Genomic DNA, 24,578 nt, shown 5'->3' with positions numbered 1-24,578 from the left:
CCCTTATGCGTCGGAAACTTATTGCCGGAAACTGGAAAATGAATGGCGGTCTTGCTGCCAATGGCGTTCTGCTTGATGGGCTCAAGGCGGAGTTGCGGGCGCCCGCTTGTGCGGTGGCAGTCTGTGTTCCCGCGCCTTATCTGTCGCAATGTCAGCTTGCCTTGGCAGGTACGCCGGTGGCACTGGGAGCGCAAGACCTGTCTGTGCACGAATCCGGCGCATATACTGGTGAAGTGTCGGGCGCCATGCTTTCGGATTTTCAGTGCCGCTATGTGATAGTCGGACATTCCGAGCGTCGTCAGTATCACGGAGAGAGTAGCGAGATCGTCGCGCAAAAGGCTGCGCGCGCAATTAAGTCAGGCCTGACGCCGATTGTCTGTGTCGGTGAATCGCTCGAGGAGCGTGAAGCAGGGCGGACCGATGCAGTTGTCGGTGCGCAGATTGAAGCGGTGCTTGCCGCACTTGATGCCGGTGCGCTTGCAAAAATAGTCATTGCTTACGAACCGGTATGGGCGATCGGTACAGGCAAAACCGCAACTCCGCAAATGGCACAGGACGCGCATGCAATGCTGCGTTCGCGCGTGGCTGCTAAAAATGCGAGCGCTGCGGAGACCGTGCAAATCCTGTACGGCGGCAGCATGAAGCCTGACAACGCCGCGGAGCTGTTGGCGATGACTGACATCGACGGCGGGCTGATCGGCGGCGCATCGCTGAAGGCGGCTGATTTTCTTTCGATTGTTCGTGCGGCATAAGCGGTACGGCAACACAACACCTTATTTGGAAAGTATTTAATGAACGCATTGTCCACAGTCGTCGTTGTAGTGCAGGTGATCTCCGCTCTGGCGATCATCGGTCTGGTTCTTTTGCAGCACGGGAAGGGTGCCGACATGGGCGCTGCTTTTGGATCCGGTGCATCCGGCAGCCTGTTTGGCGCGACCGGCTCCTCCAACTTCCTGTCAAAATCCACCGGGATTGCGGCTGCGATATTTTTTGGTGCAACACTTGCCCTTGCATTCGTTGGCAATAAGCGTGCGCCGGTTGATGGGGGCATCATGGATAGTCTGCCTGCCGTTCCCGCTGCTACGGTTCCTGCTCCTGCGAATGCCCCGGCTGCGCAAGGTAATGCGGCACCCTCAACGACCGCACCGGCAGGTGGCGCAGGGCAGGCAAATCAGATTCCAAAATAATTGTAGATTGGTCTTGTTTGTGGGCAATTGTGCATTGAACAAACGCACCAAAACAGGGTAAAATAGCAGTCTTTGAGCCGACGTGGTGAAATTGGTAGACACGCTATCTTGAGGGGGTAGTGGCGAAAGCTGTGCGAGTTCGAGTCTCGCCGTCGGCACCAATAATTTAAAGCCAGCAAGGGATCTGCCCGAGCTGGCTTTTTATCGAGGAATCTTGGTTTGATTTGCAAATCATTCAATTAACCAACATCCGCTCTCATCGTGAACCTCGAAAACTACTTCCCCATACTTCTTTTCATTCTCGTCGGCATCGGCGTCGGTGTCGTTCCGCAGGTGCTGGGGCGCGTGCTCGCCCCGCATAAGCCGGACGCGCAGAAACTTTCTCCGTACGAGTGCGGCTTCGAGGCATTTGAAGATGCGCGCATGAAATTCGATGTGCGTTACTACCTCGTCGCTATTTTGTTTATTTTGTTCGATCTGGAAACCGCATTTTTCTTCCCATGGGGCGTCGCAATGCGAGACCTCGGATGGCAGGGTTTCATCACGATGATGGTGTTTATCGCCGAATTCGTAGTGGGCTTCTGGTACATCTGGAAGAAGGGCGCGCTGGATTGGGAGTAAGGCATGTCTATTGAAGGCGTATTGAACGAAGGCTTTGTCACCACGACGGCAGACAAACTGATCAACTGGACGCGCACCGGCTCCCTTTGGCCGATGACCTTCGGTCTGGCATGCTGCGCGGTTGAGATGATGCACGCAGGCGCGTCGCGCTATGACTTGGACCGTTTCGGCATCGTGTTTCGCCCGTCGCCACGCCAGTCGGATGTGATGATCGTCGCCGGCACGCTGTGTAACAAGATGGCGCCGGCCTTGCGCAAGGTGTATGACCAGATGGCTGAGCCGCGCTGGGTCATTTCCATGGGCACATGTGCGAATGGCGGCGGCTATTACCATTATTCGTATTCGGTCGTGCGCGGTTGCGATCGTATCGTTCCAGTCGATGTGTATGTGCCGGGCTGTCCGCCGACTGCGGAAGCGCTCCTGTACGGCATTCTCCAGTTGCAAAACAAGATCAAGCGTACCAATACCATCGCGCGTTAAGAGGGCCGCTAAGAAAAGTGATATGACGACGAAAATTGAAACCCTCGAAGCTGCCCTGCGCAATGCGCTTGGTAGCCAGATTCAGGACCTGAAGGTGGCCCTGGGTGAAGTGACGGTGGTTGTCGGTGCTTCCGATTATTTGTCGGCGATGCGTGTCCTGCGTGATCATGCCGATCTGCGCTTTGAAGAACTGATCGACTTGTGCGGTGTGGACTATTCTACCTACGGTGACGGGGCATGGGATGGTCTGCGTTTTGCCGTGGTGTCGCATCTGCTGTCGGTGACGCATAACTGGCGTCTTCGCGTGCGTGTATTCGCGCCGGATGACGAGATGCCGGTCGTTGCTTCTCTGGTGGATGTCTGGTCCACGGCCAACTGGTATGAGCGCGAGGCATTCGATTTCTTCGGCATCCTGTTCGACGGTCACAACGACCTGCGCCGCATTCTGACTGACTATGGCTTCATCGGCCATCCGTTCCGCAAAGACTTCCCGGTTTCCGGCTATGTCGAAATGCGCTACGACTCCGAGCAGAAGCGCGTAATTTACCAACCCGTAACGATTGAGCCGCGTGAAATCGTTCCGCGCGTGATTCGTGAAGAAAAGTACGGGATGAAATAATGGCTGAGATTAAGAATTACACCCTGAACTTCGGTCCGCAGCATCCGGCTGCCCATGGCGTGCTGCGTCTGGTGCTGGAGCTGGATGGTGAGGTTATTCAGCGTGCCGACCCGCATATCGGGCTGCTGCACCGTGCTACCGAAAAGCTGGCCGAGCAAAAGACTTACCTGCAATCCGTGCCCTACATGGACCGTCTCGACTATGTGTCGATGATGTGTAACGAGCACGGGTACGTGCTTGCCATCGAAAAGTTGCTGGGTATCGACGTGCCGCTGCGTGCGCAATACATCCGCGTGATGTTCGATGAAATCACGCGCATCCTGAACCACTTGCTGTGGATCGGTGCGCATGGTCTGGACGTGGGTGCGATGGCGGTCTTCCTCTATGCATTCCGCGAGCGTGAAGACCTGATGGATTGCTACGAAGCGGTTTCGGGCGCGCGCATGCACGCTGCCTACTATCGTCCGGGCGGCGTCTATCGCGATTTGCCCGACACCATGCCGCAGTATAAGGCATCGATAATCCGTAATGAGAAGGCGATTCGTCGGCTCAATGAAAATCGCCAGGGTTCGCTGCTGGACTTCATTGAGGATTTCACGAACCGCTTCCCGGGTTATGTCGACGAGTACGAGACCCTGCTGACCGACAATCGTATCTGGAAACAGCGTCTTGTCGGTATCGGCGTGGTGTCGCCCGAACGTGCGAAGGCCATGGGTTTTACCGGCCCGATGCTGCGCGGCTCCGGCATTGCCTGGGACCTGCGCAAGAAGCAGCCTTACGAAGTGTATGACCTGCTCGACTTCGACATTCCGATTGGTGTGAACGGCGACTGCTATGACCGCTACCTCGTACGCGTCGAGGAAATGCGTCAATCCAATCGCATCATCAAGCAGTGCATCGAATGGTTGCGCAATAATCCCGGCCCGGTCATGACGGACAACCACAAGGTTGCGCCACCGTCCCGCGTGAACATGAAGTCGAATATGGAAGAGTTGATCCATCACTTCAAACTGTTCACCGAAGGCTTCCATGTACCGGAAGGCGAAGCCTACGCCGCAGTCGAGCATCCGAAGGGCGAGTTCGGTATCTATTTGATTTCGGATGGCGCAAACAAGCCTTACCGCATGAAGATCCGCGCGCCCGGCTTCCCGCATCTGCAGGGACTCGATGAAATGGCCAAGGGCCACATGATCGCGGATGCAGTAACGATCATCGGCACGCAAGACATCGTGTTCGGTGAGATTGACCGATAACCGCGCATACCTTGCGCACGAATGGTTGACGATATGCTGTTAAGTCAAGAAGCTTACAAGAAGATCGATCGCGAACTCGCGAAATTCCCTGCCGACCAAAGGCAGTCCGCCGTCATGGCGGCGCTGGCGATCGCGCAAAATGAAACGGGCTGGCTGCCGCCCGAGGTTCTGCTCGACGTTGCCAACTACATCGGCATGGCGCCGATTGCGGTGCAGGAAGTTGCGACCTTCTACAACATGTACAACACCAAGCCGGTCGGCAAGTACAAGATTTCGGTCTGTACCAATTTGCCATGCCAGCTTTCGGGCGGTGAAAAGGCTGCGCATTATCTGAAGGACAAACTGGGCATCGACTACAAGGACACGACTGCCGACGGTCAGTTCACCCTAGTCGAAGGCGAGTGCATGGGTGCCTGCGGCGATGCCCCGGTCATGCTGGTGAATAACAAGCGCATGTGCAGCTTCATGTCGAATGAAAAGATCGATGCGCTGGTAGAGGAATTGAAGAAATGACCAGCCTGCACAATCGTCACATCAATCCGCTGATTCTCGCCGACCTCGACGGTAACAACTGGCATTTGGCGGACTATGTCAAGCGTGGCGGCTACGAAGCGCTCAAGCGCATTCTCAACGAAAAGATCACGCCTGAACAGGTGATCGCCGAACTGAAAACCTCGTCGCTTCGCGGTCGCGGAGGAGCAGGCTTTCCGACGGGTCTTAAGTGGAGCTTCATGCCGCGCCAGTTCCCGGGACAGAAATATCTGGTCTGCAATACCGACGAAGGCGAGCCAGGCACATTCAAGGATCGCGACATCATTCGCTACAATCCGCATGCGCTGATCGAAGGCATGGCGATCGGTGCGTATGCCATGGGCATCACCGTCGGATACAACTATATTCACGGCGAAGTCTGGGCCGAATACGAGCGCTTCGAAGAGGCGCTTGAAGAAGCGCGTGCGGCGGGCTACCTCGGCGACAAGATCATGGGCAGCGACTTCAGCTTCCAGCTGCATGCCTTCCATGGCTATGGCGCCTATATCTGCGGCGAAGAAACCGCATTGCTCGAATCACTCGAAGGCAAGAAGGGCCAGCCGCGGTTCAAGCCGCCGTTCCCTGCCAGCTTTGGCCTGTACGGCAAGCCAACCACCATCAACAACACCGAGACTTTCGCTGCAGTGCCATTCATACTGCGCATGGGCGGTGACGCCTATGCGGCGCTGGGCAAGCCCAACAACGGCGGTACCAAGATCTTCTCGATGTCGGGTGACGTGGCACGGCCCGGCAATTACGAAGTGCCACTGGGCACTTCGTTCGCCAAGCTGCTTGAACTCGCGGGTGGCATGCGAGACGGAAAGAAGATCAAGGCGGTCATTCCCGGCGGTTCGTCCATGCCGGTGCTCACCGGCGACGTGATGATGGCAACGGATATGGATTACGACTCGATCGCGAAGGCCGGATCCATGCTTGGTTCCGGGGCGGTCATCGTCATGGACGAGACACGCTGCATGGTCAAGTCGCTGTTGCGCCTGTCGTACTTTTATTACGAAGAGTCTTGCGGCCAATGTACGCCGTGTCGTGAAGGCACCGGTTGGCTCTATCGCATGGTCCACCGCATCGAGCACGGAGAGGGCAGGGCTGACGACCTCGACATGCTGAACACGATTGCCGACAACATTCAGGGTCGCACGATTTGCGCCTTGGGCGATGCGGCTGCGATGCCGGTGCGTGCGATGGTCAAGAATTTCCGTGACGAGTTTGCATACCACATCGAGCACAAACGCTGCATCGTTCCTACCTACATCTGATGGAAGCGGTCGGCGCGCAGTGCGCTCCAGAATTCGATATCAAGCGGCGCGCAATGCGTGCCCTACAAATACTTAGGCAAATATAGCCATGGTTGAAATTGAAATTGACGGCAAAAAAGTAGAGGTGCAAGAAGGCAGCATGGTCATGGATGCCGCCAACAAGATCGGCACCTACATACCGCATTTTTGCTATCACAAGAAACTGTCGATTGCGGCAAACTGCCGCATGTGTCTGGTCGAAGTCGAAAAGGCGCCCAAGCCTTTGCCCGCCTGCGCCACGCCTGTGACCAATGGCATGATCGTGCGCTCCAACAGCGATAAGGCAGTCAAGGCGCAAAAGAGCGTGATGGAATTCCTGCTGATTAATCATCCGCTGGATTGTCCGATCTGCGATCAGGGCGGCGAGTGCCAGTTGCAGGATCTGGCCGTCGGCTACGGTCCGTCGGCATCGCGCTACGAAGAAGAAAAGCGCGTGGTCGTTCCCAAGGATGCCGGCCCGCTGATTTCCATGCGTGAAATGGCGCGCTGCATTCACTGCACACGCTGCGTGCGTTTCGGCCAGGAAGTCGCTGGTGTGATGGAGTTCGGCATGTTGAATCGTGGCGAGCATTCCGAAATCACGACTTTCGTCGGCAATAGCGTCGATTCCGAACTGTCGGGCAACATGATCGATTTGTGCCCGGTCGGTGCATTGACGTCAAAGCCTTTCCGTTACAGCGCCCGTACCTGGGAATTGTCGCGCCGCCGTTCGGTCAGCCCGCATGATGGTCTGGGTTCTAACCTGATCGTACAGGTCAAGAATGGCAAGGTCATGCGTGTCTTGCCGCTGGAAAACGAGGCCGTCAACGAATGCTGGCTGTCCGACAAGGATCGCTTCTCCTACGAAGGCCTGTACAGCGCCGACCGCTTGACCGTCCCGATGATCAAGCAGGACGGAAAGTGGCTGGAAACCGATTGGCAGACCGCGCTCGAATACGTGGCTCACGGCTTGCGCAACATCCGTCATGAGCATGGCGCCGACGCGATCGCCGCATTAGCCGCACCGTATTCCACCCTGGAAGAGCTGAGTCTGCTGCAAAAGCTGGTACGCGGCCTGGGTTCCGATAATATCGACTTCCGCCTGCGCCAGTCCGACTTCAGCCTGGATGGTCAAGTCACGCCATGGCTTGGCATGTCGATCGACGAGTTTGGCCAAGCTCAGCGTGCCTTTGTGATCGGATCTTTCCTGCGCAAGGATCACCCCTTGCTGGCTGCGCGCCTGCGCCACGCCGCGAAGCGCGGTTCCAAGATCAGCATCTTGAATGCCACTGATGACGAACTGCTGCTGCCGATCGCCAATCGCATGATCAAGGCGCCGTCCGAATGGCTGTCGGCATTGAGTGAAGTCGTGGTCGCGATCGCATCCGCTAAAGGTATTGCCGCTCCCGCCGGTTACGACGGTATCGAGCCGGGCGAAGTCGCGAAAGGCATCGCCGCCAGCTTGCTGTCCGGCGAGCGCAAGGCGGTCGTTCTGGGCAATGCGGCGGCTCAGCATCCTCAGGCTTCGCAACTGCACGCTGCAGCGCAGTGGATCGCTCAACACACCGACGCGAAGTTCGGCTACCTGACCGAAGCTGCCAATACCGTCGGCGGTTACATCGCCAACGCGGTGCCGGGCAAGGGCGCCAACGCGGCGCAGATGTTCGCGCAGCCGCGCAAGGCCTACGTGGTCATGCACGCCGAGCCGGAATACGATTGCTACGATCCACAAGCCGCCCGCGCCGCACTCCAGCAAGCTGAAATGGTGGTCGTGATGTCGCCGTACAAGCATGGCACCGATTATGCTGATGTACTGCTGCCGATCGCGCCGTTCGCCGAAACTGCCGGTACTTACATCAATTGCGAAGGCCGCGCGCAAGGATTCAATGGCGCCGTCAAGCCGCTGGGGGAAACCCGTCCGGCATGGAAAGTGTTGCGCGTGCTCGGCAACCTGCTCGATATTGGCGGTTTTGCCTACGATACGTCCGAACAGATCCGCCTTGAAATCCTCGGCGCCAAGGTATCCGAAGTAGCCGACCTGTCGTCGAAACTGAATAATGTCGTCAATGCACAACCGCAGGCTGCGAAGCCGGGTGAAGCAACCCAGCTCGAGCGTATCGCCGACGTGCCGATCTACTTCACCGACGCCATCGTACGCCGCGCTGAGTCGCTGCAACTGACTGCGGATGCCAAGGCGCCAAAGGCTTGGCTGTCCGCGATTCTGGCTGAACAGCTGGGTGTTGCCGATGGGGCGCAGATCAGGGTCATGCAAGGGCAGGGCAGTGCGGTATTGCCTGTTGCCGTGGATGCAGCCTTGCCGGCCAATGTGGTCCGCGTATCGGCCGCACATCCGGACACGATCGCACTCGGCGGCATGTTCGGCGCCATCAGCGTGGAGAAGGCATAATGGATCAGCTGTTCCTGAGCATTAACAGCACCGGTCAGAATGTGTTCGGTGCGGTCTGGCCGCTGATGTGGACCCTGGCAAAAATCGTGGTGGTCGTTCTGCCGCTGATGGGATGCGTCGCCTACCTCACCCTGTGGGAACGCAAAATGATCGGCTGGATGCATATCCGGATCGGCCCGAACCGTGTCGGCCCTGCCGGCCTGCTGCAGCCGATCGCGGATGCACTGAAGCTGCTGCTGAAGGAAATCGTTGTTCCCGCAAAGGCGAACAAGGCATTGTTCGTGATCGCGCCGATCATGACCATCATGCCTGCGCTTGCCGCATGGGCCGTCATCCCCTTCGGTCCCGAGACCGTGCTGGCCAACGTCAATGCCGGCCTGCTGTTCGTAATGGCAATTACGTCGATGGAAGTTTACGGCGTCATCATCGCCGGCTGGGCATCGAACTCGAAGTACGCCTTCCTGGGCGCGATGCGCGCATCGGCACAGATGGTGTCGTATGAAATCGCCATGGGTTTCGCGCTGGTGATCGTTCTGATGGTATCCGGCAGCCTGAACATGACCGATATCGTCATGAGTCAGAGCAGCGGCTATTTTGCCGACAGGGGCCTGAGCTTCCTGTCCTGGAACTGGTTGCCTTTGCTGCCGATCTTCGTGATCTATGTCATCTCGGGCATCGCGGAAACCAACCGTCACCCGTTTGACGTGGTTGAAGGCGAATCCGAAATCGTTGCAGGCCACATGGTTGAATATTCCGGCATGTCGTTCGCGATGTTCTTCCTGGCCGAATACGCCAACATGATCCTGATTTCGATGCTGGCCTCGCTGATGTTCTTGGGTGGCTGGGCGGCGCCGGTATCCTTCCTCGACTTCATTCCGGGATGGATCTGGCTCGGTATGAAAACCTTCTTCGTTGTATCGCTGTTCATCTGGGCGCGCGCTTCATTCCCGCGTTACCGTTATGACCAGATCATGCGTCTTGGTTGGAAAGTATTCATTCCGCTGACACTGGCTTATCTGGTGATCGTTGCAGCCTGGATGCAGACACCCTGGAATATTTGGAAGTAAAGAAAGAGGCTGATCGCTATGGAAGCCATCAAAGATTTTTTCGGCAGCTTGATGCTGCGAGAGTTGCTCAAGGGCATGGCGCTCACCGGGCGCTATATGTTTGCCCGCAAGATTACCGTGCAATTTCCTGAGGAAAAAACACCGTTGTCCCCACGTTTTCGCGGCTTGCACGCCTTGCGCCGTTATCCGAACGGTGAAGAGCGTTGTATTGCCTGCAAGCTGTGCGAGGCGGTATGCCCGGCGATGGCCATCACCATCGAATCGACAGAGCGCGATGACGGCACACGCCGCACCACCCGGTACGACATCGACCTGACCAAGTGCATCTTCTGCGGTTTTTGCGAAGAATCCTGCCCGGTCGACTCCATCGTTGAAACCAATATTCTCGAGTATCACGGCGAAAAGCGCGGCGACCTTTATTTCACCAAAGAGATGCTGCTGGCGGTCGGTGACCGTTACGAAAAGGACATCGCAGCTGCCCGCGCAGCCGACGCTGCATACCGTTGATATTGATTGGCTGTCCTGGCCTGCATAAAGAAAGCTGACTTACCTGGTCGATTATGGAATTTAAAACTGCTTTGTTCTATGCGTTCTCGGCGATTCTGATATTCGCCGCGGTCCGTGTGATTACCGCAAGGAACCCTGTGCATGCCGCACTGTTCCTGGTTCTGTCCTTCTTCTCGGCTGCCGCAATCTGGCTCCTGCTGAAGGCAGAATTCCTCGCCATCGTCCTGGTCCTGGTCTATGTCGGTGCCGTCATGGTGCTATTCCTGTTCGTCGTGATGATGCTGGATATAGACATCGGCAAGATGCGCGAAGGATTCTGGGGATATTTCCCGCTCGCAGCCGTGGTGGGCACGCTGATCGTGCTGCAGATGGCGGCAGTTCTCCTGCACGGCTTCTGGGCTCCGGAAACACAGGTGCCTGCGATATCGGCCAATATCGGCGACACCAAGGAACTCGGCAAGCTGATCTATACGGAATACATCTATGCGTTCGAGATCGCAGCGGTGGTCCTGCTGCTTGCCATCGTCGCAGCTGTCGCGCTGACACTGCGCCGTCGCAAGGACAGCAAGTATTTCGACCCGGCGGCAGCGGTCAAGGTCAAGCGCAACGACCGTATCCGCATCGTCAGCATGAAGGCCGAGTCGGAGCGCGCCAATGGTGGCACGGGTGCGCAGCCTGCGACGCCGACAGCAGAAAAACAATAAGGAAAGACCATCGTGGCATTATCGCTCGCTCATTATCTGATCCTCGGTGCGATCCTCTTTGCGATCTCCATCGTCGGTATTTTCCTGAACCGCAAGAACGTCATCGTGCTGTTGATGGCCATCGAACTGATGCTGCTGGCGGTCAACATGAACTTCGTCGCGTTTTCGTATTACCTGGGCGACGCGGCCGGGCAGATTTTCGTTTTCTTCATCCTGACTGTGGCTGCCGCGGAATCCGCGATCGGTCTTGCCATTCTGGTGGTGATGTTCCGTAACCTGGACACCATCAATGTGGAAGATCTCGACAGTCTCAAAGGTTAATCACAAAAATAACGGATAAGGTCCATCATGGCGGGGCAACTTAACCCTCACTTACTCCTGGCTGTGCCGCTGGCACCGCTTGCAGGTTCTGCGATTGCAGGCCTGTTCGGCACCAAGTTCTTCGGCAACAAGATCGGCCGCACCGCATCGCATTCGGTGACGATCTTGGGCGTGTTCATCGCGCTCGTCATTTCGATCCAGACGCTGCTGGCAGTCATGGATGGAGCGAGCTACAACGGGACCATCTACAACTGGATGACGGTCAACGGCCTCAAGCTGGAGATCGGCTTCTTGATCGACAGCCTCACTGCGATGATGATGTGCGTCGTCACCTTCGTGTCGCTGATGGTGCACATCTATACGATAGGCTATATGGCCGACGACAAAGGCTATAACCGCTTCTTCTCGTATATCTCGCTGTTCACCTTCTCGATGCTGATGCTCGTCATGAGCAACAACTTCCTGCAGCTGTTTTTCGGCTGGGAAGCGGTAGGTCTGGTGTCTTATCTGTTGATCGGATTCTGGTACACTCGCCCGACGGCCATTCACGCGAACATGAAAGCCTTCCTGGTCAACCGGGTCGGGGACTTCGGCTTCATCCTCGGCATCGGTCTCTTGCTCGCGTATGCCGGTTCGATGAATTACGCCGAAGTGTTCGCCAAGCGCGAAGAATTGAGCAAATTTCTGCTGCCCGGTACTGACTGGATGCTGATCACGGTCGCCTGTATCTGCCTGTTCATCGGCGCCATGGGCAAGTCGGCGCAATTCCCGCTGCATGTCTGGCTGCCGGATTCGATGGAAGGCCCGACACCGATTTCCGCGCTGATTCATGCCGCGACCATGGTGACTGCCGGCATTTTCATGGTGGCGCGCATGTCGCCACTGTTTGAATTGTCCGACACCGCGTTGTCCTTCATTCTGGTTATCGGATCAATCACCGCGCTGTTCATGGGTTTCCTTGGCATTATCCAGAACGACATCAAGCGCGTGGTGGCGTACTCGACGCTGTCGCAGCTCGGCTACATGACGGTTGCGCTCGGCGCCTCCGCCTACTCGGTTGCCGTCTTCCACCTGATGACGCATGCCTTCTTCAAGGCGCTGCTGTTCCTTGGCGCTGGCGCCGTGATTATCGGCATGCACCACGACCAGGACATTCGGAACATGGGCGGCTTGCGCAAGTACATGCCGATCACCTGGATTACTTCGCTGCTCGGCTCGCTGGCGCTGATCGGTACGCCGTTCTTCTCGGGCTTCTATTCGAAGGACAGCATCATCGAAGCGGTGCACGAAACCCATATCGCAGGTGCCGGCTTCGCCAATTTCGCGGTGCTGGCCGGCGTCTTCGTGACCGCCTTCTACTCGTTCCGCATGTACTTCCTTGTCTTCCACGGCGAAGAGCGTTTCGGCAAGGCGCATGACCATCATCACCTTGCGGAGCCTGAAGAAGATGCCAACGGGGATGATGCGCATCACCATCACGGTCTCGCTCCGGGTGAGAAGCCGCACGAGGCGCCCGCTGTCGTGACGGTGCCGCTCATCCTGCTGGCGATTCCTTCGGTCTTGATCGGTGCGATTGCAATCGGTCCCATGCTCCATGGCGATTTCTTCAAGGATGTAATTATCGTCGGCGAATCGCATCGCGCGATGCAGGTGCTTAACGAAGCGTTCCACGGTGCCGTGGCAATGGGCCTGCATTCCTTTACGACAGCGCCGTTTTTCCTTGCGCTGGCTGGTGTGGCTGCTGCCTACTACTGCTACATGGTCAACCCCAAGGTTCCTGCATGGTTCCATGACAAGTTCCATGGCATCTACGCGCTCCTGGACAACAAGTACTACATGGACAAGTTCAACGAAGTCGTGTTTGGTGCCGGTACACGCGCGCTGGGAGGCGGGCTGTGGAAAGTGGGCGATCGCGCGATCATCGACGGCGTGTTCGTCAATGGCAGCGCGAAGGCGGTCGGTTGGTTCTCCGGTATCATCCGCCACCTGCAGTCCGGCTACATTTACCACTATGCATTTGTCATGATCCTTGGCGTGCTCGGCTTCTTGTTCTATTTCATGCCGTTCCCGTCGTTTGCCAAATAAGTTGGCGAAGCAAAGCAAATAAAAACCATGATGCAGTCAACTTTTCCTCTTCTGAGTCTCGCGATCTGGTGTCCGATCGCATTCGGTCTGTTCATTCTGGCGTTTGGGCGGGACGATAATCCAGGCCTGGTGCGCGGCATGTCGCTCATCGGCTCGATCATCAGCTTCCTGGTCACGCTGCCGCTGATCAGCCAGTTCGACAAGGCGGCGCACGGCATGCAGTTCGTCGAGAAGATGTCCTGGATCGAACGCTTCAATGTCCAGTACCTGCTTGGCGTGGACGGCATCTCGGTCTGGTTCGTGCTGCTGACCGCGTTTATTACCGTCATCGTCGTGATCGCCGGCTGGGAAGTGATTGAAAAGCGCGTTGCCCAGTACATGGGCGCATTCCTGATTCTTTCCGGTGTGATGATCGGGGTTTTCTGCGCGCTCGATGGGGTGCTGTTCTATGTGTTCTTCGAAGCGACACTGATTCCGATGTTTATCATCATCGGCGTGTGGGGTGGTGCGAACCGTGTGTATGCAGCGATGAAGTTCTTCCTGTACACGCTGCTCGGCTCCTTGCTGACCCTGGTCGCGATTCTGTATCTGTACTTCAGCTCGGGCGGCAGCTTTGAAATCCTGACATGGCACAAGCTTCCGCTGCCGATGAACGTGCAGGTGTTGATTTTCTTTGCCTTCCTGATGGCCTTCGCGGTCAAGGTGCCGATGTGGCCGGTGCATACCTGGTTGCCGGATGCGCACGTCGAAGCACCTACCGGCGGTTCCGTGGTACTGGCGGCCATCATGCTCAAGCTTGGCGCCTACGGCTTCCTGCGGCTCTCGCTACCGATCGTTCCTGATGCGAGCCACGTCCTGGCCGGCTTCATCATTACACTGTCGCTGATCGCCGTGATCTACATCGGCCTGGTTGCGTTGGTGCAGACCGACATGAAGAAACTGGTTGCGTATTCATCGATTGCCCACATGGGGTTTGTGACCCTCGGCTTCTTCGTATTCAATCCGATGGGAGTGCAGGGCGGTATCGTCCAGATGATTTCTCACGGCTTCGTGTCCGGCGCCATGTTCCTTTGCATAGGCGTACTGTACGACCGCATGCACAGCCGCCAGATCGCCGACTATGGCGGCGTGATTAATACCATGCCCCGTTTTGCAGCGTTCTTCGTCCTGTTCTCCCTGGCAAACTGCGGCCTTCCGGCCACCTCGGGCTTCGTCGGTGAATTCATGGTGATCCTGGGGGCAGTCGAATTCAATTTCTGGATCGGCATGCTGGCTGCCACTGCCCTGATCTTCGGCGCCGCCTACTCGCTGTGGCTGGTCAAGCGCGTGGTGTTCGGCGATGTCGGCAATGAGCATGTTGCCGCGCTGACCGATCTGAACGCGCGTGAATTCCTCATGATGGGTATGCTGGCGATTGCCGTGATCGCGATGGGAATTTATCCGGCGCCGTTCACCGACGTCATGCAAGTATCCGTCGACGACCTGCTCAAGCATGTCGCCGTCACCAAACTGCCGTAATGAGCAGCCGTCTGGCGAATGACTACGTGAACGCAAAATAGCGACGAAAAGATGAATACCGTGAATCTCGTACCGGTCTACCCGGAAATTTTTCTTCTGATAGCGACATCGGCAATCCTGCTCATCGACATGTTCCTGTCCGATGCAAAGCGCAACATCACCTATGCGCTGACCATAGGCGCACTGCTGGTCTGCATTGGCTTGAACGTGGCGGACTACAGCAATCCGACGACTTACACCTTCAATAATATGTTCGTCTCGGATCCGATGTCGAACCTGTTGAAGATCTTTTGCTATATCGCGGTTGGCATGACACTGATCTATTCGCGCCAGTATGCGACTGATCGCGGCATGCTCGGCACGACGGTCGGCGGTGAATTTTACGTATTGGCCCTGTTCTCGGTACTCGGCCAGATGGTCATGATCTCGGGTAACAACTTCCTGATCATTTATCTCGGCGTCGAACTCATGTCGCTGGCGATGTATGCGCTGGTTGCCCTGCGTCGAGGCAATGCGGTATCCACGGAAGCCGCGATGAAGTACTTCATTCTCGGCGCATTGTCGTCCGGCTTCCTGCTCTACGGCATGTCGATGCTGTACGGCGCGACCGGCTCGCTGGATTTGATGGAAGTCGCCAAGGCGACCGCATCCGGCACGGCCAACAAGACCGTACTCGTATTCGGCCTGGTATTCCTGGTCGCAGGTCTCGCGTTCAAGCTCGGCGTCGTACCTTTCCATATGTGGGTGCCTGACGTCTATCAAGGTGCACCGACCGCCGTGACGCTCTTGCTGGGTGGCGCGCCGAAGCTGGCCGCATTTGCGATCTGCATTCGCGTACTGGTGGAAGGCCTGTTCCCGCTGGCGATCGACTGGCAGCAGATGCTCATGGTGCTCGCGGTATTGTCAATGGCGATAGGGAACATTACTGCGATCGTCCAGACCAACATCAAGCGCATGCTGGCTTACTCGACCATCGCGCAGATGGGTTTCATGCTGCTGGGCTTGCTGGCCGGTGTGGCGAACGGTAACGTGTCTTCCGCGGCCAATGCCTACAGCTCGGCCATGTTTTACTCGATCACCTATGTGCTGACCACCCTGGGCACCTTCGGTCTGATCATGCTGCTCGCACGCGCCGGTTTTGAGGCGGAAAACATCGACGATTTCAAGGGACTCAATCAGCGCAGCCCGTGGTTTGCGTTCGTGATGCTGATCCTGATGTTCTCGCTGACCGGCATTCCGCCAACGGTGGGATTCTATGCAAAGCTTTCGGTATTGCAGGCAGTGCTCAGCACGGGACAGGTCTGGCTTGCCGTGCTAGCGGTAATGTTGTCGTTGATCGGTGCCTTCTATTACCTGCGTATCGTCAAGGCCATGTACTTTGAAGATCCGGTCGATAACAGCAAGATCGCGGTCCCGAGCGATATGCGCGTAACCCTGAGCGTGAACGGCCTCGCCGTGCTGGCTCTCGGTATTTTGCCTGGACCGCTCATGGCGATCTGCGCAACCGCGATCGTCAAGACCCTGGCGTCCTGAAAGGCAAGCGACAGCAGTGGATGTTTCGCTCTCAAGCTGGTTCGTGATCCTGTTGGCGATTGCGGCCGCCAACCTGCCTTTCATTAACGAAAGGCTATTCGCGGCCGTTCCGCTCGGACGGCCGACCAAGTCGCTATGGCTGCGACTCCTGGAACTGTTCGTCTTGTATTTCGTGGTGGGCGGTATAGCTTATCTGCTTGAATCTCGCATCGGCAATGTCTTCACTCAGCGCTGGGAGTTTTACGCCATTACCGGCTGCTTGTTTCTGGTGCTCGCTTTTCCAGGCTTCGTTTTCCGTTACCTGCGTAAGCGGCACGGTTGATATAGGGTAATGCGACCCCTGTCGCCGACGGTACAATAAGCGCTTTCATTTGCTAGACGGAGCGCTTACGTGGATTTGCATCTCAAAGAAACCCAAGTCGACACAGAAGTCGCTTATGAGGGCCATTTCCTGAAGGTTCAACGGGACACCATACAGCTGCCTGACGGCCAACGCGCCAAGCGTGAATACATCAAGCATCCCGGCGCCGTGGTCATCCTTCCTCTGATGGACGATGGCAAGGTGCTGCTGGAACGCCAGTTCCGTTATCCACTGCACGATGTCTTTATCGAATTCCCTGCCGGAAAAATCGACCCTAATGAAGATCCGCTCGACTGTGCGAAGCGCGAGTTGCAGGAAGAAACCGGTTATATGGCAAGCGAATGGCAATTCGTTTGCACCATCCACAATGCCATTGCCTATTCAGACGAACACCTTGATATATTCCTGGCACGTGGACTGACGCCCGGTGAAAGCAAGCTGGATGATGGCGAGTTTCTGGAAACGTTTACGGCTACCGTGCCCGAGATGCTGGCATGGGTGAGGGAAGGGAAGATCACCGATGTAAAGACGGTGATTGGCACCTTCTGGCTGGAGAAGATGGCGAGCGGTCAGTGGAAGGCGTGATCCAGCGTCAGACGCATAGATCGTCTTAACCGGCATGTCTGGGAGGCGATCAAGCCAACGAAAAAGAGCCGCAATCGCGGCTCTTTTGCTGAAATCCCTTGATTCGGGCTGTTTTTACATATTCGGATAGTTCGGGCCGCCGCCACCCTCCGGTGTCACCCACACGATGTTCTGTGTCGGATCCTTGATGTCGCAAGTCTTGCAATGCACGCAGTTCTGGGCATTGATCTGCAAGCGATCGTCGCCCGCATCGTTCTTCACGAACTCATACACGCCGGCCGGGCAATAGCGCGACTCCGGTCCCGCATATGTCGCCAGGTTGATGTTGACCGGTACGCTCGCATCCTTTAGCGTCAGGTGCGCCGGCTGTTCTTCCGCATGGTTGGTGTTGGAAATGAACACCGACGACAAGCGGTCAAAGGTCAGCTTGCCATCCGGCTTCGGATACACGATCGGTTCGAACTCTGCTGCAGGACGCAGGCATTCATGGTCCGCATGCTTGTGTCGCAGGGTCCACGGCGCCTTGCCGCGGAACACCACCTGGTCGATGCCCACCATCAGCGTGCCGGTGTACAAACCCTTGGCCATGAACGGCTTGAAGTTGCGCGCCTTGTGCAATTCCTCATGCAGCCACGAGGTCTTGAAGCTGTCCGCATACGCAACCAACTCGTCATGCTGGCGATTCGCGCCCAGCGCCGCAAATGCCGCTTCAGCGGCCAGCATGCCGGTCTTCATCGCCGCATGGCTGCCCTTGATGCGCGACGCATTCAGGAAACCGGCATCGCAGCCGATCAGCGCACCGCCCGGGAACGTGAACTTGGGCAGGGACTGAATGCCACCAGCCACCAATGCCCGCGCCCCATACGACAGGCGCTTGCCGCCTTCGAAGAACTTGCGGATTTCCGGATGGGTCTTGTAGCGTTGGAACTCTTCATACGGCGACAGGTAGGGATTCTGGTATGCCAGGCCCACCACATAGCCGACCGCGACCTGGTTGTTTTCCAGGTGGTACAGGAACGAGCCGCCATAGGTATCGGCATCCAGCGGCCAGCCGGCGGTATGGATCACCAGGCCAGGCTTGTGCATCTTGGGATCGATTTCCCACAATTCCTTGATGCCGATCGCATAGGTTTGCGGATCGCTGTCCTTGTTCAGGTGGTACGTCGCCATCAGTTGCTTGCCCAGGTGGCCGCGCGCGCCTTCGGCAAAGAAGGTGTATTTCGCATGCAGTTCCATGCCAAGCTGGAAGGCATCGGTGGGCTTGCCGTGACGGTCCACGCCCATGTTGCCGGTGGCCACGCCGCGCACCGACCCGTCGTCGTTGTACAGCACTTCAGCCGCCGGGAAGCCGGGGAAGATTTCCACGCCCAGCGCTTCGGCTTGCTGACCGAGCCAGCGCACCACGTTGGCCAGCGACACGATGTAGTTGCCATGGTTCTGGAAGCAGGCGGGCAGCATCCAGTCCGGGGTCTTGGTGGCTTTCTTTTCGGTCAGGAACAGGAAGCGGTCTTCGGTGACTTCGGTGTGCAAGGGTGCACCGAGTTCCTTCCAGTTGGGGAACAGCTCGTTCATCGCGATCGGGTCCATCACCGCGCCGGACAGGATATGGGCGCCGACTTCACTGCCTTTTTCCAGCACGCAGACCGACACCTCGTTGCCTTTTTCAGCGGCCAGTTGCTTCAGGCGAATCGCGGCCGACAGGCCGGCCGGGCCGCCGCCCACGATGACCACATCGTATTCCATCGCTTCGCGCGGGCCGTATTGTTCTATCAGGTTCTGGGTCTGCGTCATGGGTTTCACCAAGGTAGTTTAAAATTATCGAACGAACGTGCTAATTGTCGTGGATTTTGCTTGAGAACGCTAGACACTCCACTCTAATCGCCGCTCTTTCATGTAATGATAGCGTCTCGCGCGTTGCAGCACCGTCAATCGATAGACAAAAACAGGAGAAAGTTGTGGGGATCGAAGTCAACTTTGAAGGAAAGATCGCATTGATTACCGGAGCGTCCAGCGGTTTGGGGGCTCGATTTGCAAAAGTTCTCGCTCAAGCCGGTGCTCAAGTTGTATTGGCTTCGCGTCGCGTGGAGCGGCTCAAGGAGTTGCGTGCAGAGATTGAGGCATCCGGCGGCGCGGCGCATGTAGTTGCCCTGGATGTCACTGATTACGCAAGCATCAAATCCGCCATCGCCCATGCGGAAACCGAAGCCGGCCCCATCGACATCCTGGTCAATAACTCGGGCGTGTCGACCACCCAGCGTCTGGTGGATGTTACCCCGGAAGACTATGCCTTCGTGATGGATACCAATCAGCGCGGCGCCTTCTTTGTTGCGCAGGAAACAGCCAAGCGCATGATTGCTCGTGCCAAGGGCGATCCCAAGAAGCAGCATCGCATCATCAACATCGCTTCGGTAGCCGGACTGCGTGTATTGCCCCAGATCGGCATCTATTGCATGAGCAAGGCGGCAGTAGTGCATATGACCAAGTCGATGGCGGTGGAGTGGGGGCGTTACGGCATCAATGTCAACGCGATTTGCCCCGGCTATATCAGTACCGAAATCAATGAAGACTATTTTGCGACCGAGCAGGGTCATCAATTGATCAATATGCTGCCTCGAAAACGTCTCGGCCAGCCCGAAGACCTGGACGGCCTCTTGTTGTTGCTCGCCGGCGAAGAGTCGCGCTTCATGAATGGAGCCGTGGTCGCCGCCGATGACGGCATGGCTGCCCAATAAGCTTCGCTGCATGAAAATTGCCATGCAACAATCAATGACGCTTGCATACCGATGACGCAAAAAAAGCTGGTACACACGATGCGCATGCCTATCCGCTGGGGCGATATGGATGCGATGGGTCATGTCAACAACACGGTCTATTTTCGCTACCTCGAAACGGCACGAATCCTGTGGTTCACCGAAGCCGGCTTTGAGCCGGATCCCGGCGGCGAGGGCCCGGTGATCATCAACGCGCACTGCACCTTCATCAAGCAGTTGAAGTATCCCGGAGACATCGAGGTGGCGACTTACGTCGGCGTGCCGGGGCGCTCCAGCTTTGAAACCTACCAGAAAATACGGCGCGTCGATCAGCCGGATGTGCTGGCGGCCGAAGGCGGCGCTAAGGTGGTATGGGTTAATTTTCCGGAAGAAAAATCGACAGCTTTGCCTGATCGGATCCGCGCGTTGCTGGCAACCCCTGAGTAGCCAGTGGCCGGACTATTAGCCGGTGACGCCCACCAGCCGATGCACCAGCTCGCTGGACGTGGATGCAGAGAACTTGCGCATCAGTTTGGCGCGGTGCATTTCCACCGTGCGCGGGCTAAGCCCGACTTGGCGGGCGATCAGCTTGCTGGTCTTGCCCTCAACCAGCAAGGCGGCGATTTCCCGTTCGCGCGGCGTCAGCTCGGCGGTTACCGGACGCTTTGCGCTCAAATCTTCAAAAGTCCAGATGCCGGCCGCATGCGGGTCGTCATGGATCAAGGAACGTCCGCTCACATGGCACCAGAATAGCTCCTGGTTAGACCGTTTCATGATGCGCTCGTCGGAGTAATGGCCCTTGGCGCTCATGATGGGCACGATACGGGCGCCGGTACGCTCGAATTCATCGAGCGTAGGGTACAGCACCAGGAAGGATTTGCCGATCAGTTCGCGCGGTTGATAGCCGAACATGCGCGCCAATGCATCGTTGCAGGCATGGATCACGCGATTGTGCGACACGCACATGCCGACTGGCGCATGCCGGAAAATTGTCTCGTAATCTATTGTTGGTAATGCGCTCATGAGGTGTGGGGCGCTTATATTGCGGAAAATTGGTATTTTTACGGTATTGCACGGGTAAGTCCACCATCTTATGCTGGCGGACAGCCTACGGGTACTTTACACAACACAAGAAGAGGGTCGGTATGAATAAAGTTTATCCTGATGCCGCCAGTGCGCTGGCCGGTATCGTCAAGGACGGGCAGACGATCGCGGTAGGAGGCTTCGGCCTGTGCGGCATTCCCGAAGCGCTGATCGCAGCGCTGCGCGACTCCGGCGTGCAGAATCTGACGGCGATTTCGAACAACGCCGGCGTCGACGGCTTCGGCCTCGGCCAGTTGCTGACCACGCGTCAGATCAAGAAGATGATCGCGTCCTACGTGGGCGAAAACAAGGAGTTCGAACGTCAGTACCTGGCGGGCGAACTGGAGCTTGAATTCACTCCTCAAGGTACGCTCGCAGAAAAGCTGCGTGCGGGCGGCGCCGGCATCCCGGCATTCTTCACCAAGACCGGCGTCGGCACCATCGTCGCCGACGGCAAGGAAGTGCGCGACTTCGACGGCGAAAAATACGTGATGGAGCGTTCGCTGGTGGCGGATGTCTCGCTGGTGAAAGCCTACATGGCTGACAAGGTCGGCAATCTCGTGTTCCGCAAGACCGCGCGCAACTTCAATCCCAACGTCGCCATGGCCGGCAAGATCACCGTGGTCGAAGTGGAGCAGCTGGTCGAGACCGGCGAACTTGATCCGGACCAGGTCCATACCCCAGGTATTTTCGTGCACCGCATCGTGGTCAATGCGACGCCGGAAAAGCGTATCGAACAACGCACCGTGCGTGCAAAGTAATCCGGAGAACGAACATGGCATGGACTCGTGATGAAATGGCCGCGCGTGCGGCAAAGGAACTGCAGGACGGTTTCTATGTGAACCTTGGTATCGGCTTGCCGACGCTGGTGGCCAACTACGTTCCGAACGATATGGAAGTCTGGCTGCAATCGGAAAACGGATTGCTCGGCATCGGTCCTTTCCCGACCGAAGATTCGGTTGATGCGGACCTGATCAACGCCGGCAAGCAGACGGTGACGTCGCTGCGCGGCTCGTCCTTCTTCAGCTCGGCCGATTCCTTCGCAATGATCCGCGGCGGCAAGATCAACATTGCGATTCTCGGCGCGATGCAGGTGAGTCAAACGGGCGATCTGGCAAACTGGATGATTCCGGGCAAGATGGTCAAGGGCATGGGCGGCGCGATGGACCTGGTCGCTGGTGTTGGCCGTGTTGTGGTGTTGATGGAGCATGTGGCCAAGGCCAAGGATGGCAGCACCTCGCACAAGATCCTCAAGAAGTGCGACCTGCCGCTGACCGGTGTCGGCGTCGTCAATCGCATCATCACCGATCTCGGTGTAATCGACGTGACTCCGCAAGGCTTGAAGCTGATCGAACTGGCGCCCGGCGTTACTGTCGATGAAATCATCGAAAAAACCGGTGCGGAACTGGATGTGGCAGCGGTTCGCTGATTCCGTTCTTCGCAAAATAAAAACGGCGCTTTCGAGCGCCGTTTTTATTGCGACCGTAATTACGGTGCTTATTGGTGCTTATTGCGCTACCCAACCGCCGTCCATATTCCATGCCACCCCGCGCACCTGGCTTGCCGCGTCGCTGGATAAAAACACCGCGAGATCGCCAAGCTGCTCCGGCGTGACAAAGTCTCCCGACGGCTGCTTTTCCGACAGCAGGCTTTTCTTGGCATCGTCATTCGACAAGCCTTGCTGTGCAGCGCGTGCATCGACCTGCTGTTGCACCAGCGGTGTCAATACCCAACCCGGGCAGATCGCATTGCAGGTTACGCCGCTGTGCGCCGTTTCCAGGGCCGTGACTTTGGTAAAGCCCACAATCCCGTGCTTGGCAGCGACGTAGGCCGACTTTTGCGCCGACCCGACCAGACCGTGGACCGATGCGATATTGATGATGCGGCCCCAGTTCTTCGCCTTCATGGATGGCAGTGCAAGGCGTGTAGTGTGGAAGGCCGAACTCAAATTGATCGCGATGATGGCATCCCATTTCTCGGCAGGAAAGTCTTCAATGTTGGCAACATGCTGGATACCGGCATTGTTGACCAGCACATCGACTGCCCCGAATTTGTCGACGGCAAAATGCATCATCGCTTCAATGTCCGCAGGCTTGGACATATCTGCGCCATGATAGGCGGTCTGCACACCAAACTCCGCGCGCATATCGGCTTGCAGTTTTTCAATTTCCTGTTGATCGCCAAAGCCGTTCAAAACTATGTTTGCGCCTTGCGCCGCAAATTTTCTTGCGATGCCCAGTCCAATTCCGGACGTCGATCCGGTGACCAGCGCGGTTTTCCCTTTAAGCATGGTGCCCTGCATGATTTCTCCTGCGAATGAAATTTGGATCTGAGCCGAAGTTAAATAGAATTTTAAGCGGAACGCCCGCTAAAATGTGAGAATGGCAATCGGATTCGCTGATTCCCCACAAAAATGACTCAAGCTCAAATCAAAAGCGTGCAATGCTTGTCGCCTGGCGGGCTGCACAAGATGGCCTACAAGGAGTGGGGTGATCCCGCAAACCCGAAAGTCCTCGTCTGCGTCCATGGCGTAACACGGGTATCCGATGACTTCGACAATCTGGCGGCGGCATTGTGCAGCGAATACCGTGTCGTGTGTCCCGACGTGGTCGGTCGCGGCCGCTCGGGTCGCCTGGTGAATCCGCAGCACTACCAGGTCGCGCAATACGTCAGTGATATGGTGACCCTGTTGGCGCGCCTGAATGCCGATGCCGTGCACTGGATTGGCACGTCGATGGGAGGCTTGATCGGCATGGGCCTGTCGGCGCTAAAAGACAGCCCGGTGCAAAAGCTCGTGCTCAATGATATCGGGCCGACCTTGAAGCCGGTTGCAATTGCACGCATCGGCGAGTACATCGGTCAGGATGTCCGCTTTGCAACGTTCGAAGAAGGGGTTCGCTATATACGTGAGATCTCCTTGCCGTTTGGACTGCATAGCGATCAGGAGTGGCTCAAGCTGGCGTCCGACGTTCTCAGGCAGGACGCCGATGGAAAGTGGATCCGCCATTACGATCTGAATATTTCAGTGCCGTTCAAGTCCGTATCGCCGGAAAGCGCGAAGCAGGGTGAAGCGCTGCTCTGGGCCACTTATGATGCGATCGCGTGTCCGACCATGCTCATTCGTGGCGCCGAGTCGGACCTGGTGTCAATGGAAGTCGCCGAGACAATGCAGGCGCGCGGTCCAAAGGCCAAGCTTGTCGAATTGCCCGGCGTCGGTCACGCCCCCACGCTGATGCATGACGACCAGATCGCCATCATCAAGAATTTTTTATTTGCATAGTTATTCAACGACTCGTCAACATGGATATCAAACGCCTGCACGTAGGAAAAACGCTTTCGGAAGTCGCGGTTCACAATGGAACGGTTTATCTCGCCGGCCAGATTGCCGAAGACCTTACCCAGAATATCGAGGGACAGACCCGCGAGGTCCTGGGGCATATCGATCGCCTGCTTGCGGAAGCCGGCAGCGACAAATCACGCATCCTGATGTGCCAGATCTATATCGCGGACATCAAGGATTTTGCCGACATGAATGCCGTCTGGAATGAATGGGTGGCCGAAGGCAATTCACCGCCGCGGGCGACAGTTCAAGCCAAGCTTGCCAAACCGGAGTGGCTGGTTGAAATGGTGGTAACGGCCGCCGTGAAATAAGCAATAAGTCTCCGGCATCGTCC

At 56.9% G+C, this 24,578-nt stretch carries 27 protein-coding genes and 1 tRNA gene; 25 read left to right on the top strand and 3 right to left on the bottom strand.

Translation table 11 applies throughout. From position 1 onward, the window contains the following. Positions 1-5: 5 nt before the first annotated feature. From tpiA to D3871_RS09950, 19 genes are all read left to right on the top strand, one after another. Complete coding sequence (gene tpiA, locus D3871_RS10040; RefSeq protein WP_119768763.1) at positions 6-752, top strand: triose-phosphate isomerase; 747 nt, start codon at positions 6-8, stop codon at positions 750-752. 39 nt (positions 753-791) lie between these two features. Continuing rightward, positions 792-1,187, top strand: coding sequence for a preprotein translocase subunit SecG (gene secG / locus D3871_RS10035; RefSeq protein ID WP_119768762.1), 396 nt, complete (start codon positions 792-794; stop codon positions 1,185-1,187). A 76-nt stretch (positions 1,188-1,263) separates the two neighbouring features. Continuing rightward, positions 1,264-1,348, top strand: a tRNA-Leu gene (locus tag D3871_RS10030). A 100-nt stretch (positions 1,349-1,448) separates the two neighbouring features. After that, entirely contained in the window at positions 1,449-1,808 is a 360-nt protein-coding gene (locus tag D3871_RS10025) for an NADH-quinone oxidoreductase subunit A (protein WP_119768761.1), read from the top strand. A 3-nt stretch (positions 1,809-1,811) separates the two neighbouring features. Continuing rightward, on the top strand, positions 1,812-2,288 hold the full coding sequence (locus D3871_RS10020; RefSeq protein WP_057291632.1) for a NuoB/complex I 20 kDa subunit family protein: 477 nt from the start codon (positions 1,812-1,814) through the stop codon (positions 2,286-2,288). 22 nt (positions 2,289-2,310) lie between these two features. Further along, complete coding sequence (locus tag D3871_RS10015; protein WP_119768760.1) at positions 2,311-2,907, top strand: NADH-quinone oxidoreductase subunit C; 597 nt, start codon at positions 2,311-2,313, stop codon at positions 2,905-2,907. Further along, a complete protein-coding gene (locus D3871_RS10010; protein WP_119768759.1) occupies positions 2,907-4,160 on the top strand; it encodes an NADH-quinone oxidoreductase subunit D in 1,254 nt (417 codons plus the stop codon). The genes D3871_RS10015 and D3871_RS10010 overlap by 1 nt, the downstream gene beginning before the upstream one ends. A 21-nt stretch (positions 4,161-4,181) precedes the next feature. Next, entirely contained in the window at positions 4,182-4,673 is a 492-nt protein-coding gene (nuoE, locus tag D3871_RS10005; protein WP_199724750.1) for an NADH-quinone oxidoreductase subunit NuoE, read from the top strand. After that, the gene (gene nuoF / locus D3871_RS10000) at positions 4,670-5,965 is read left to right on the top strand and encodes an NADH-quinone oxidoreductase subunit NuoF (RefSeq protein WP_119768758.1); all 1,296 of its coding nucleotides are present in this window, start codon (positions 4,670-4,672) and stop codon (positions 5,963-5,965) included. The genes nuoE and nuoF overlap by 4 nt, the downstream gene beginning before the upstream one ends. Positions 5,966-6,053: 88 nt before the next feature. Further along, positions 6,054-8,390: an NADH-quinone oxidoreductase subunit NuoG gene (gene nuoG, locus D3871_RS09995; RefSeq protein ID WP_119768757.1), complete on the top strand. Its 2,337-nt coding sequence runs from the start codon at positions 6,054-6,056 to the stop codon at positions 8,388-8,390. Next, positions 8,390-9,457, top strand: coding sequence for an NADH-quinone oxidoreductase subunit NuoH (gene nuoH / locus D3871_RS09990; RefSeq protein WP_119768756.1), 1,068 nt, complete (start codon positions 8,390-8,392; stop codon positions 9,455-9,457). The genes nuoG and nuoH overlap by 1 nt, the downstream gene beginning before the upstream one ends. Positions 9,458-9,475: 18 nt before the next feature. Beyond that, entirely contained in the window at positions 9,476-9,964 is a 489-nt protein-coding gene (nuoI, locus tag D3871_RS09985; protein WP_119768755.1) for an NADH-quinone oxidoreductase subunit NuoI, read from the top strand. A 53-nt stretch (positions 9,965-10,017) separates the two neighbouring features. Beyond that, positions 10,018-10,668, top strand: coding sequence for an NADH-quinone oxidoreductase subunit J (locus tag D3871_RS09980; protein ID WP_119768754.1), 651 nt, complete (start codon positions 10,018-10,020; stop codon positions 10,666-10,668). A gap of 9 nt (positions 10,669-10,677) precedes the next feature. After that, a complete protein-coding gene (nuoK, locus tag D3871_RS09975) occupies positions 10,678-10,989 on the top strand; it encodes an NADH-quinone oxidoreductase subunit NuoK (protein ID WP_199724804.1) in 312 nt (103 codons plus the stop codon). Between the two features lie 27 nt (positions 10,990-11,016). After that, positions 11,017-13,074: an NADH-quinone oxidoreductase subunit L gene (gene nuoL / locus D3871_RS09970; protein WP_119768752.1), complete on the top strand. Its 2,058-nt coding sequence runs from the start codon at positions 11,017-11,019 to the stop codon at positions 13,072-13,074. A 27-nt stretch (positions 13,075-13,101) separates the two neighbouring features. Next, a complete protein-coding gene (locus D3871_RS09965) occupies positions 13,102-14,592 on the top strand; it encodes an NADH-quinone oxidoreductase subunit M (protein WP_119768751.1) in 1,491 nt (496 codons plus the stop codon). A 51-nt stretch (positions 14,593-14,643) separates the two neighbouring features. Further along, positions 14,644-16,125 carry an NADH-quinone oxidoreductase subunit NuoN gene (gene nuoN / locus D3871_RS09960; protein ID WP_119768750.1) on the top strand — a complete coding sequence of 494 codons (1,482 nt, stop codon included), beginning with the start codon at positions 14,644-14,646 and terminating at the stop codon, positions 16,123-16,125. Positions 16,126-16,141: 16 nt separating this feature from the next. Then, complete coding sequence (locus tag D3871_RS09955; protein WP_119768749.1) at positions 16,142-16,447, top strand: DUF2818 family protein; 306 nt, start codon at positions 16,142-16,144, stop codon at positions 16,445-16,447. Positions 16,448-16,516: 69 nt separating this feature from the next. Beyond that, the gene (locus D3871_RS09950; RefSeq protein ID WP_119768748.1) at positions 16,517-17,071 is read left to right on the top strand and encodes an NUDIX domain-containing protein; all 555 of its coding nucleotides are present in this window, start codon (positions 16,517-16,519) and stop codon (positions 17,069-17,071) included. Positions 17,072-17,185: 114 nt separating this feature from the next. Here the strand turns inward: D3871_RS09950 and D3871_RS09945 are convergent, their stop codons facing one another. Next, on the bottom strand, positions 17,186-18,862 hold the full coding sequence (locus tag D3871_RS09945; RefSeq protein WP_119768747.1) for an electron transfer flavoprotein-ubiquinone oxidoreductase: 1,677 nt from the start codon (positions 18,860-18,862) through the stop codon (positions 17,186-17,188). A gap of 164 nt (positions 18,863-19,026) precedes the next feature. On the opposite strand from D3871_RS09945, the gene D3871_RS09940 reads away from it, so the two are divergent. Beyond that, positions 19,027-19,803, top strand: a complete 777-nt coding sequence (locus tag D3871_RS09940; protein WP_119768746.1) for an SDR family oxidoreductase — start codon at positions 19,027-19,029, stop codon at positions 19,801-19,803. 51 nt (positions 19,804-19,854) lie between these two features. Continuing rightward, positions 19,855-20,268, top strand: a complete 414-nt coding sequence (locus tag D3871_RS09935; protein WP_119768745.1) for an acyl-CoA thioesterase — start codon at positions 19,855-19,857, stop codon at positions 20,266-20,268. Positions 20,269-20,283: 15 nt separating this feature from the next. Here the strand turns inward: D3871_RS09935 and D3871_RS09930 are convergent, their stop codons facing one another. After that, on the bottom strand, positions 20,284-20,844 hold the full coding sequence (locus D3871_RS09930; protein WP_119768744.1) for a PAS and helix-turn-helix domain-containing protein: 561 nt from the start codon (positions 20,842-20,844) through the stop codon (positions 20,284-20,286). A 122-nt stretch (positions 20,845-20,966) separates the two neighbouring features. Here D3871_RS09930 and D3871_RS09925 point away from each other — a divergent pair, with 122 nt between their 5' ends. Both D3871_RS09925 and D3871_RS09920 read left to right on the top strand, forming a co-directional pair. Then, positions 20,967-21,665: a CoA transferase subunit A gene (locus tag D3871_RS09925; protein WP_119768743.1), complete on the top strand. Its 699-nt coding sequence runs from the start codon at positions 20,967-20,969 to the stop codon at positions 21,663-21,665. A 14-nt stretch (positions 21,666-21,679) separates the two neighbouring features. After that, on the top strand, positions 21,680-22,333 hold the full coding sequence (locus D3871_RS09920; RefSeq protein WP_119768742.1) for a 3-oxoacid CoA-transferase subunit B: 654 nt from the start codon (positions 21,680-21,682) through the stop codon (positions 22,331-22,333). Positions 22,334-22,411: 78 nt separating this feature from the next. On the opposite strand, the gene D3871_RS09915 is transcribed toward D3871_RS09920, so the two are convergent. After that, positions 22,412-23,206, bottom strand: a complete 795-nt coding sequence (locus D3871_RS09915; RefSeq protein ID WP_119768741.1) for a 3-hydroxybutyrate dehydrogenase — start codon at positions 23,204-23,206, stop codon at positions 22,412-22,414. Positions 23,207-23,317: 111 nt separating this feature from the next. On the opposite strand from D3871_RS09915, the gene D3871_RS09910 reads away from it, so the two are divergent. Then, positions 23,318-24,184 (top strand): alpha/beta fold hydrolase, encoded by an 867-nt coding sequence (locus D3871_RS09910; RefSeq protein ID WP_119768740.1) that lies wholly within the window; start codon positions 23,318-23,320, stop codon positions 24,182-24,184. A gap of 20 nt (positions 24,185-24,204) precedes the next feature. Continuing rightward, positions 24,205-24,555, top strand: coding sequence for a RidA family protein (locus tag D3871_RS09905; RefSeq protein WP_119768739.1), 351 nt, complete (start codon positions 24,205-24,207; stop codon positions 24,553-24,555). Positions 24,556-24,578: the final 23 nt, after the last annotated feature.

This window comes from Noviherbaspirillum saxi, from assembly GCF_003591035.1.
GTDB classification, from domain to species: Bacteria; Pseudomonadota; Gammaproteobacteria; order Burkholderiales; family Burkholderiaceae_D; genus Noviherbaspirillum; species Noviherbaspirillum saxi.
This window is presented reverse-complemented; position numbering and strand designations above follow the sequence as displayed.

Excerpts from the sequence above, each read along its gene's own strand:
- D3871_RS09935 (WP_119768745.1), top strand. The coding sequence starts at position 19,855 with ATGACGCAAAAAAAGCTGGTACACACGATGCGCATGCCTATCCGCTGG.
- D3871_RS09910 (WP_119768740.1), top strand. The coding sequence starts at position 23,318 with ATGACTCAAGCTCAAATCAAAAGCGTGCAATGCTTGTCGCCTGGCGGG.
- nuoN (WP_119768750.1), top strand. The coding sequence starts at position 14,644 with ATGAATACCGTGAATCTCGTACCGGTCTACCCGGAAATTTTTCTTCTG.
- D3871_RS09945 (WP_119768747.1), bottom strand. The coding sequence starts at position 18,862 with ATGACGCAGACCCAGAACCTGATAGAACAATACGGCCCGCGCGAAGCG.
- nuoF (WP_119768758.1), top strand. The coding sequence starts at position 4,670 with ATGACCAGCCTGCACAATCGTCACATCAATCCGCTGATTCTCGCCGAC.
- D3871_RS10020 (WP_057291632.1), top strand. The coding sequence starts at position 1,812 with ATGTCTATTGAAGGCGTATTGAACGAAGGCTTTGTCACCACGACGGCA.
- D3871_RS09915 (WP_119768741.1), bottom strand. The coding sequence starts at position 23,206 with ATGCAGGGCACCATGCTTAAAGGGAAAACCGCGCTGGTCACCGGATCG.
- D3871_RS09905 (WP_119768739.1), top strand. The coding sequence starts at position 24,205 with ATGGATATCAAACGCCTGCACGTAGGAAAAACGCTTTCGGAAGTCGCG.
- D3871_RS09980 (WP_119768754.1), top strand. The coding sequence starts at position 10,018 with ATGGAATTTAAAACTGCTTTGTTCTATGCGTTCTCGGCGATTCTGATA.
- D3871_RS10010 (WP_119768759.1), top strand. The coding sequence starts at position 2,907 with ATGGCTGAGATTAAGAATTACACCCTGAACTTCGGTCCGCAGCATCCG.
- nuoG (WP_119768757.1), top strand. The coding sequence starts at position 6,054 with ATGGTTGAAATTGAAATTGACGGCAAAAAAGTAGAGGTGCAAGAAGGC.
- D3871_RS10015 (WP_119768760.1), top strand. The coding sequence starts at position 2,311 with ATGACGACGAAAATTGAAACCCTCGAAGCTGCCCTGCGCAATGCGCTT.
- nuoH (WP_119768756.1), top strand. The coding sequence starts at position 8,390 with ATGGATCAGCTGTTCCTGAGCATTAACAGCACCGGTCAGAATGTGTTC.
- D3871_RS09965 (WP_119768751.1), top strand. The coding sequence starts at position 13,102 with ATGATGCAGTCAACTTTTCCTCTTCTGAGTCTCGCGATCTGGTGTCCG.
- secG (WP_119768762.1), top strand. The coding sequence starts at position 792 with ATGAACGCATTGTCCACAGTCGTCGTTGTAGTGCAGGTGATCTCCGCT.
- nuoL (WP_119768752.1), top strand. The coding sequence starts at position 11,017 with ATGGCGGGGCAACTTAACCCTCACTTACTCCTGGCTGTGCCGCTGGCA.
- D3871_RS09930 (WP_119768744.1), bottom strand. The coding sequence starts at position 20,844 with ATGAGCGCATTACCAACAATAGATTACGAGACAATTTTCCGGCATGCG.
- D3871_RS09925 (WP_119768743.1), top strand. The coding sequence starts at position 20,967 with ATGAATAAAGTTTATCCTGATGCCGCCAGTGCGCTGGCCGGTATCGTC.
- tpiA (WP_119768763.1), top strand. The coding sequence starts at position 6 with ATGCGTCGGAAACTTATTGCCGGAAACTGGAAAATGAATGGCGGTCTT.
- nuoI (WP_119768755.1), top strand. The coding sequence starts at position 9,476 with ATGGAAGCCATCAAAGATTTTTTCGGCAGCTTGATGCTGCGAGAGTTG.
- D3871_RS09920 (WP_119768742.1), top strand. The coding sequence starts at position 21,680 with ATGGCATGGACTCGTGATGAAATGGCCGCGCGTGCGGCAAAGGAACTG.
- nuoE (WP_199724750.1), top strand. The coding sequence starts at position 4,182 with ATGGTTGACGATATGCTGTTAAGTCAAGAAGCTTACAAGAAGATCGAT.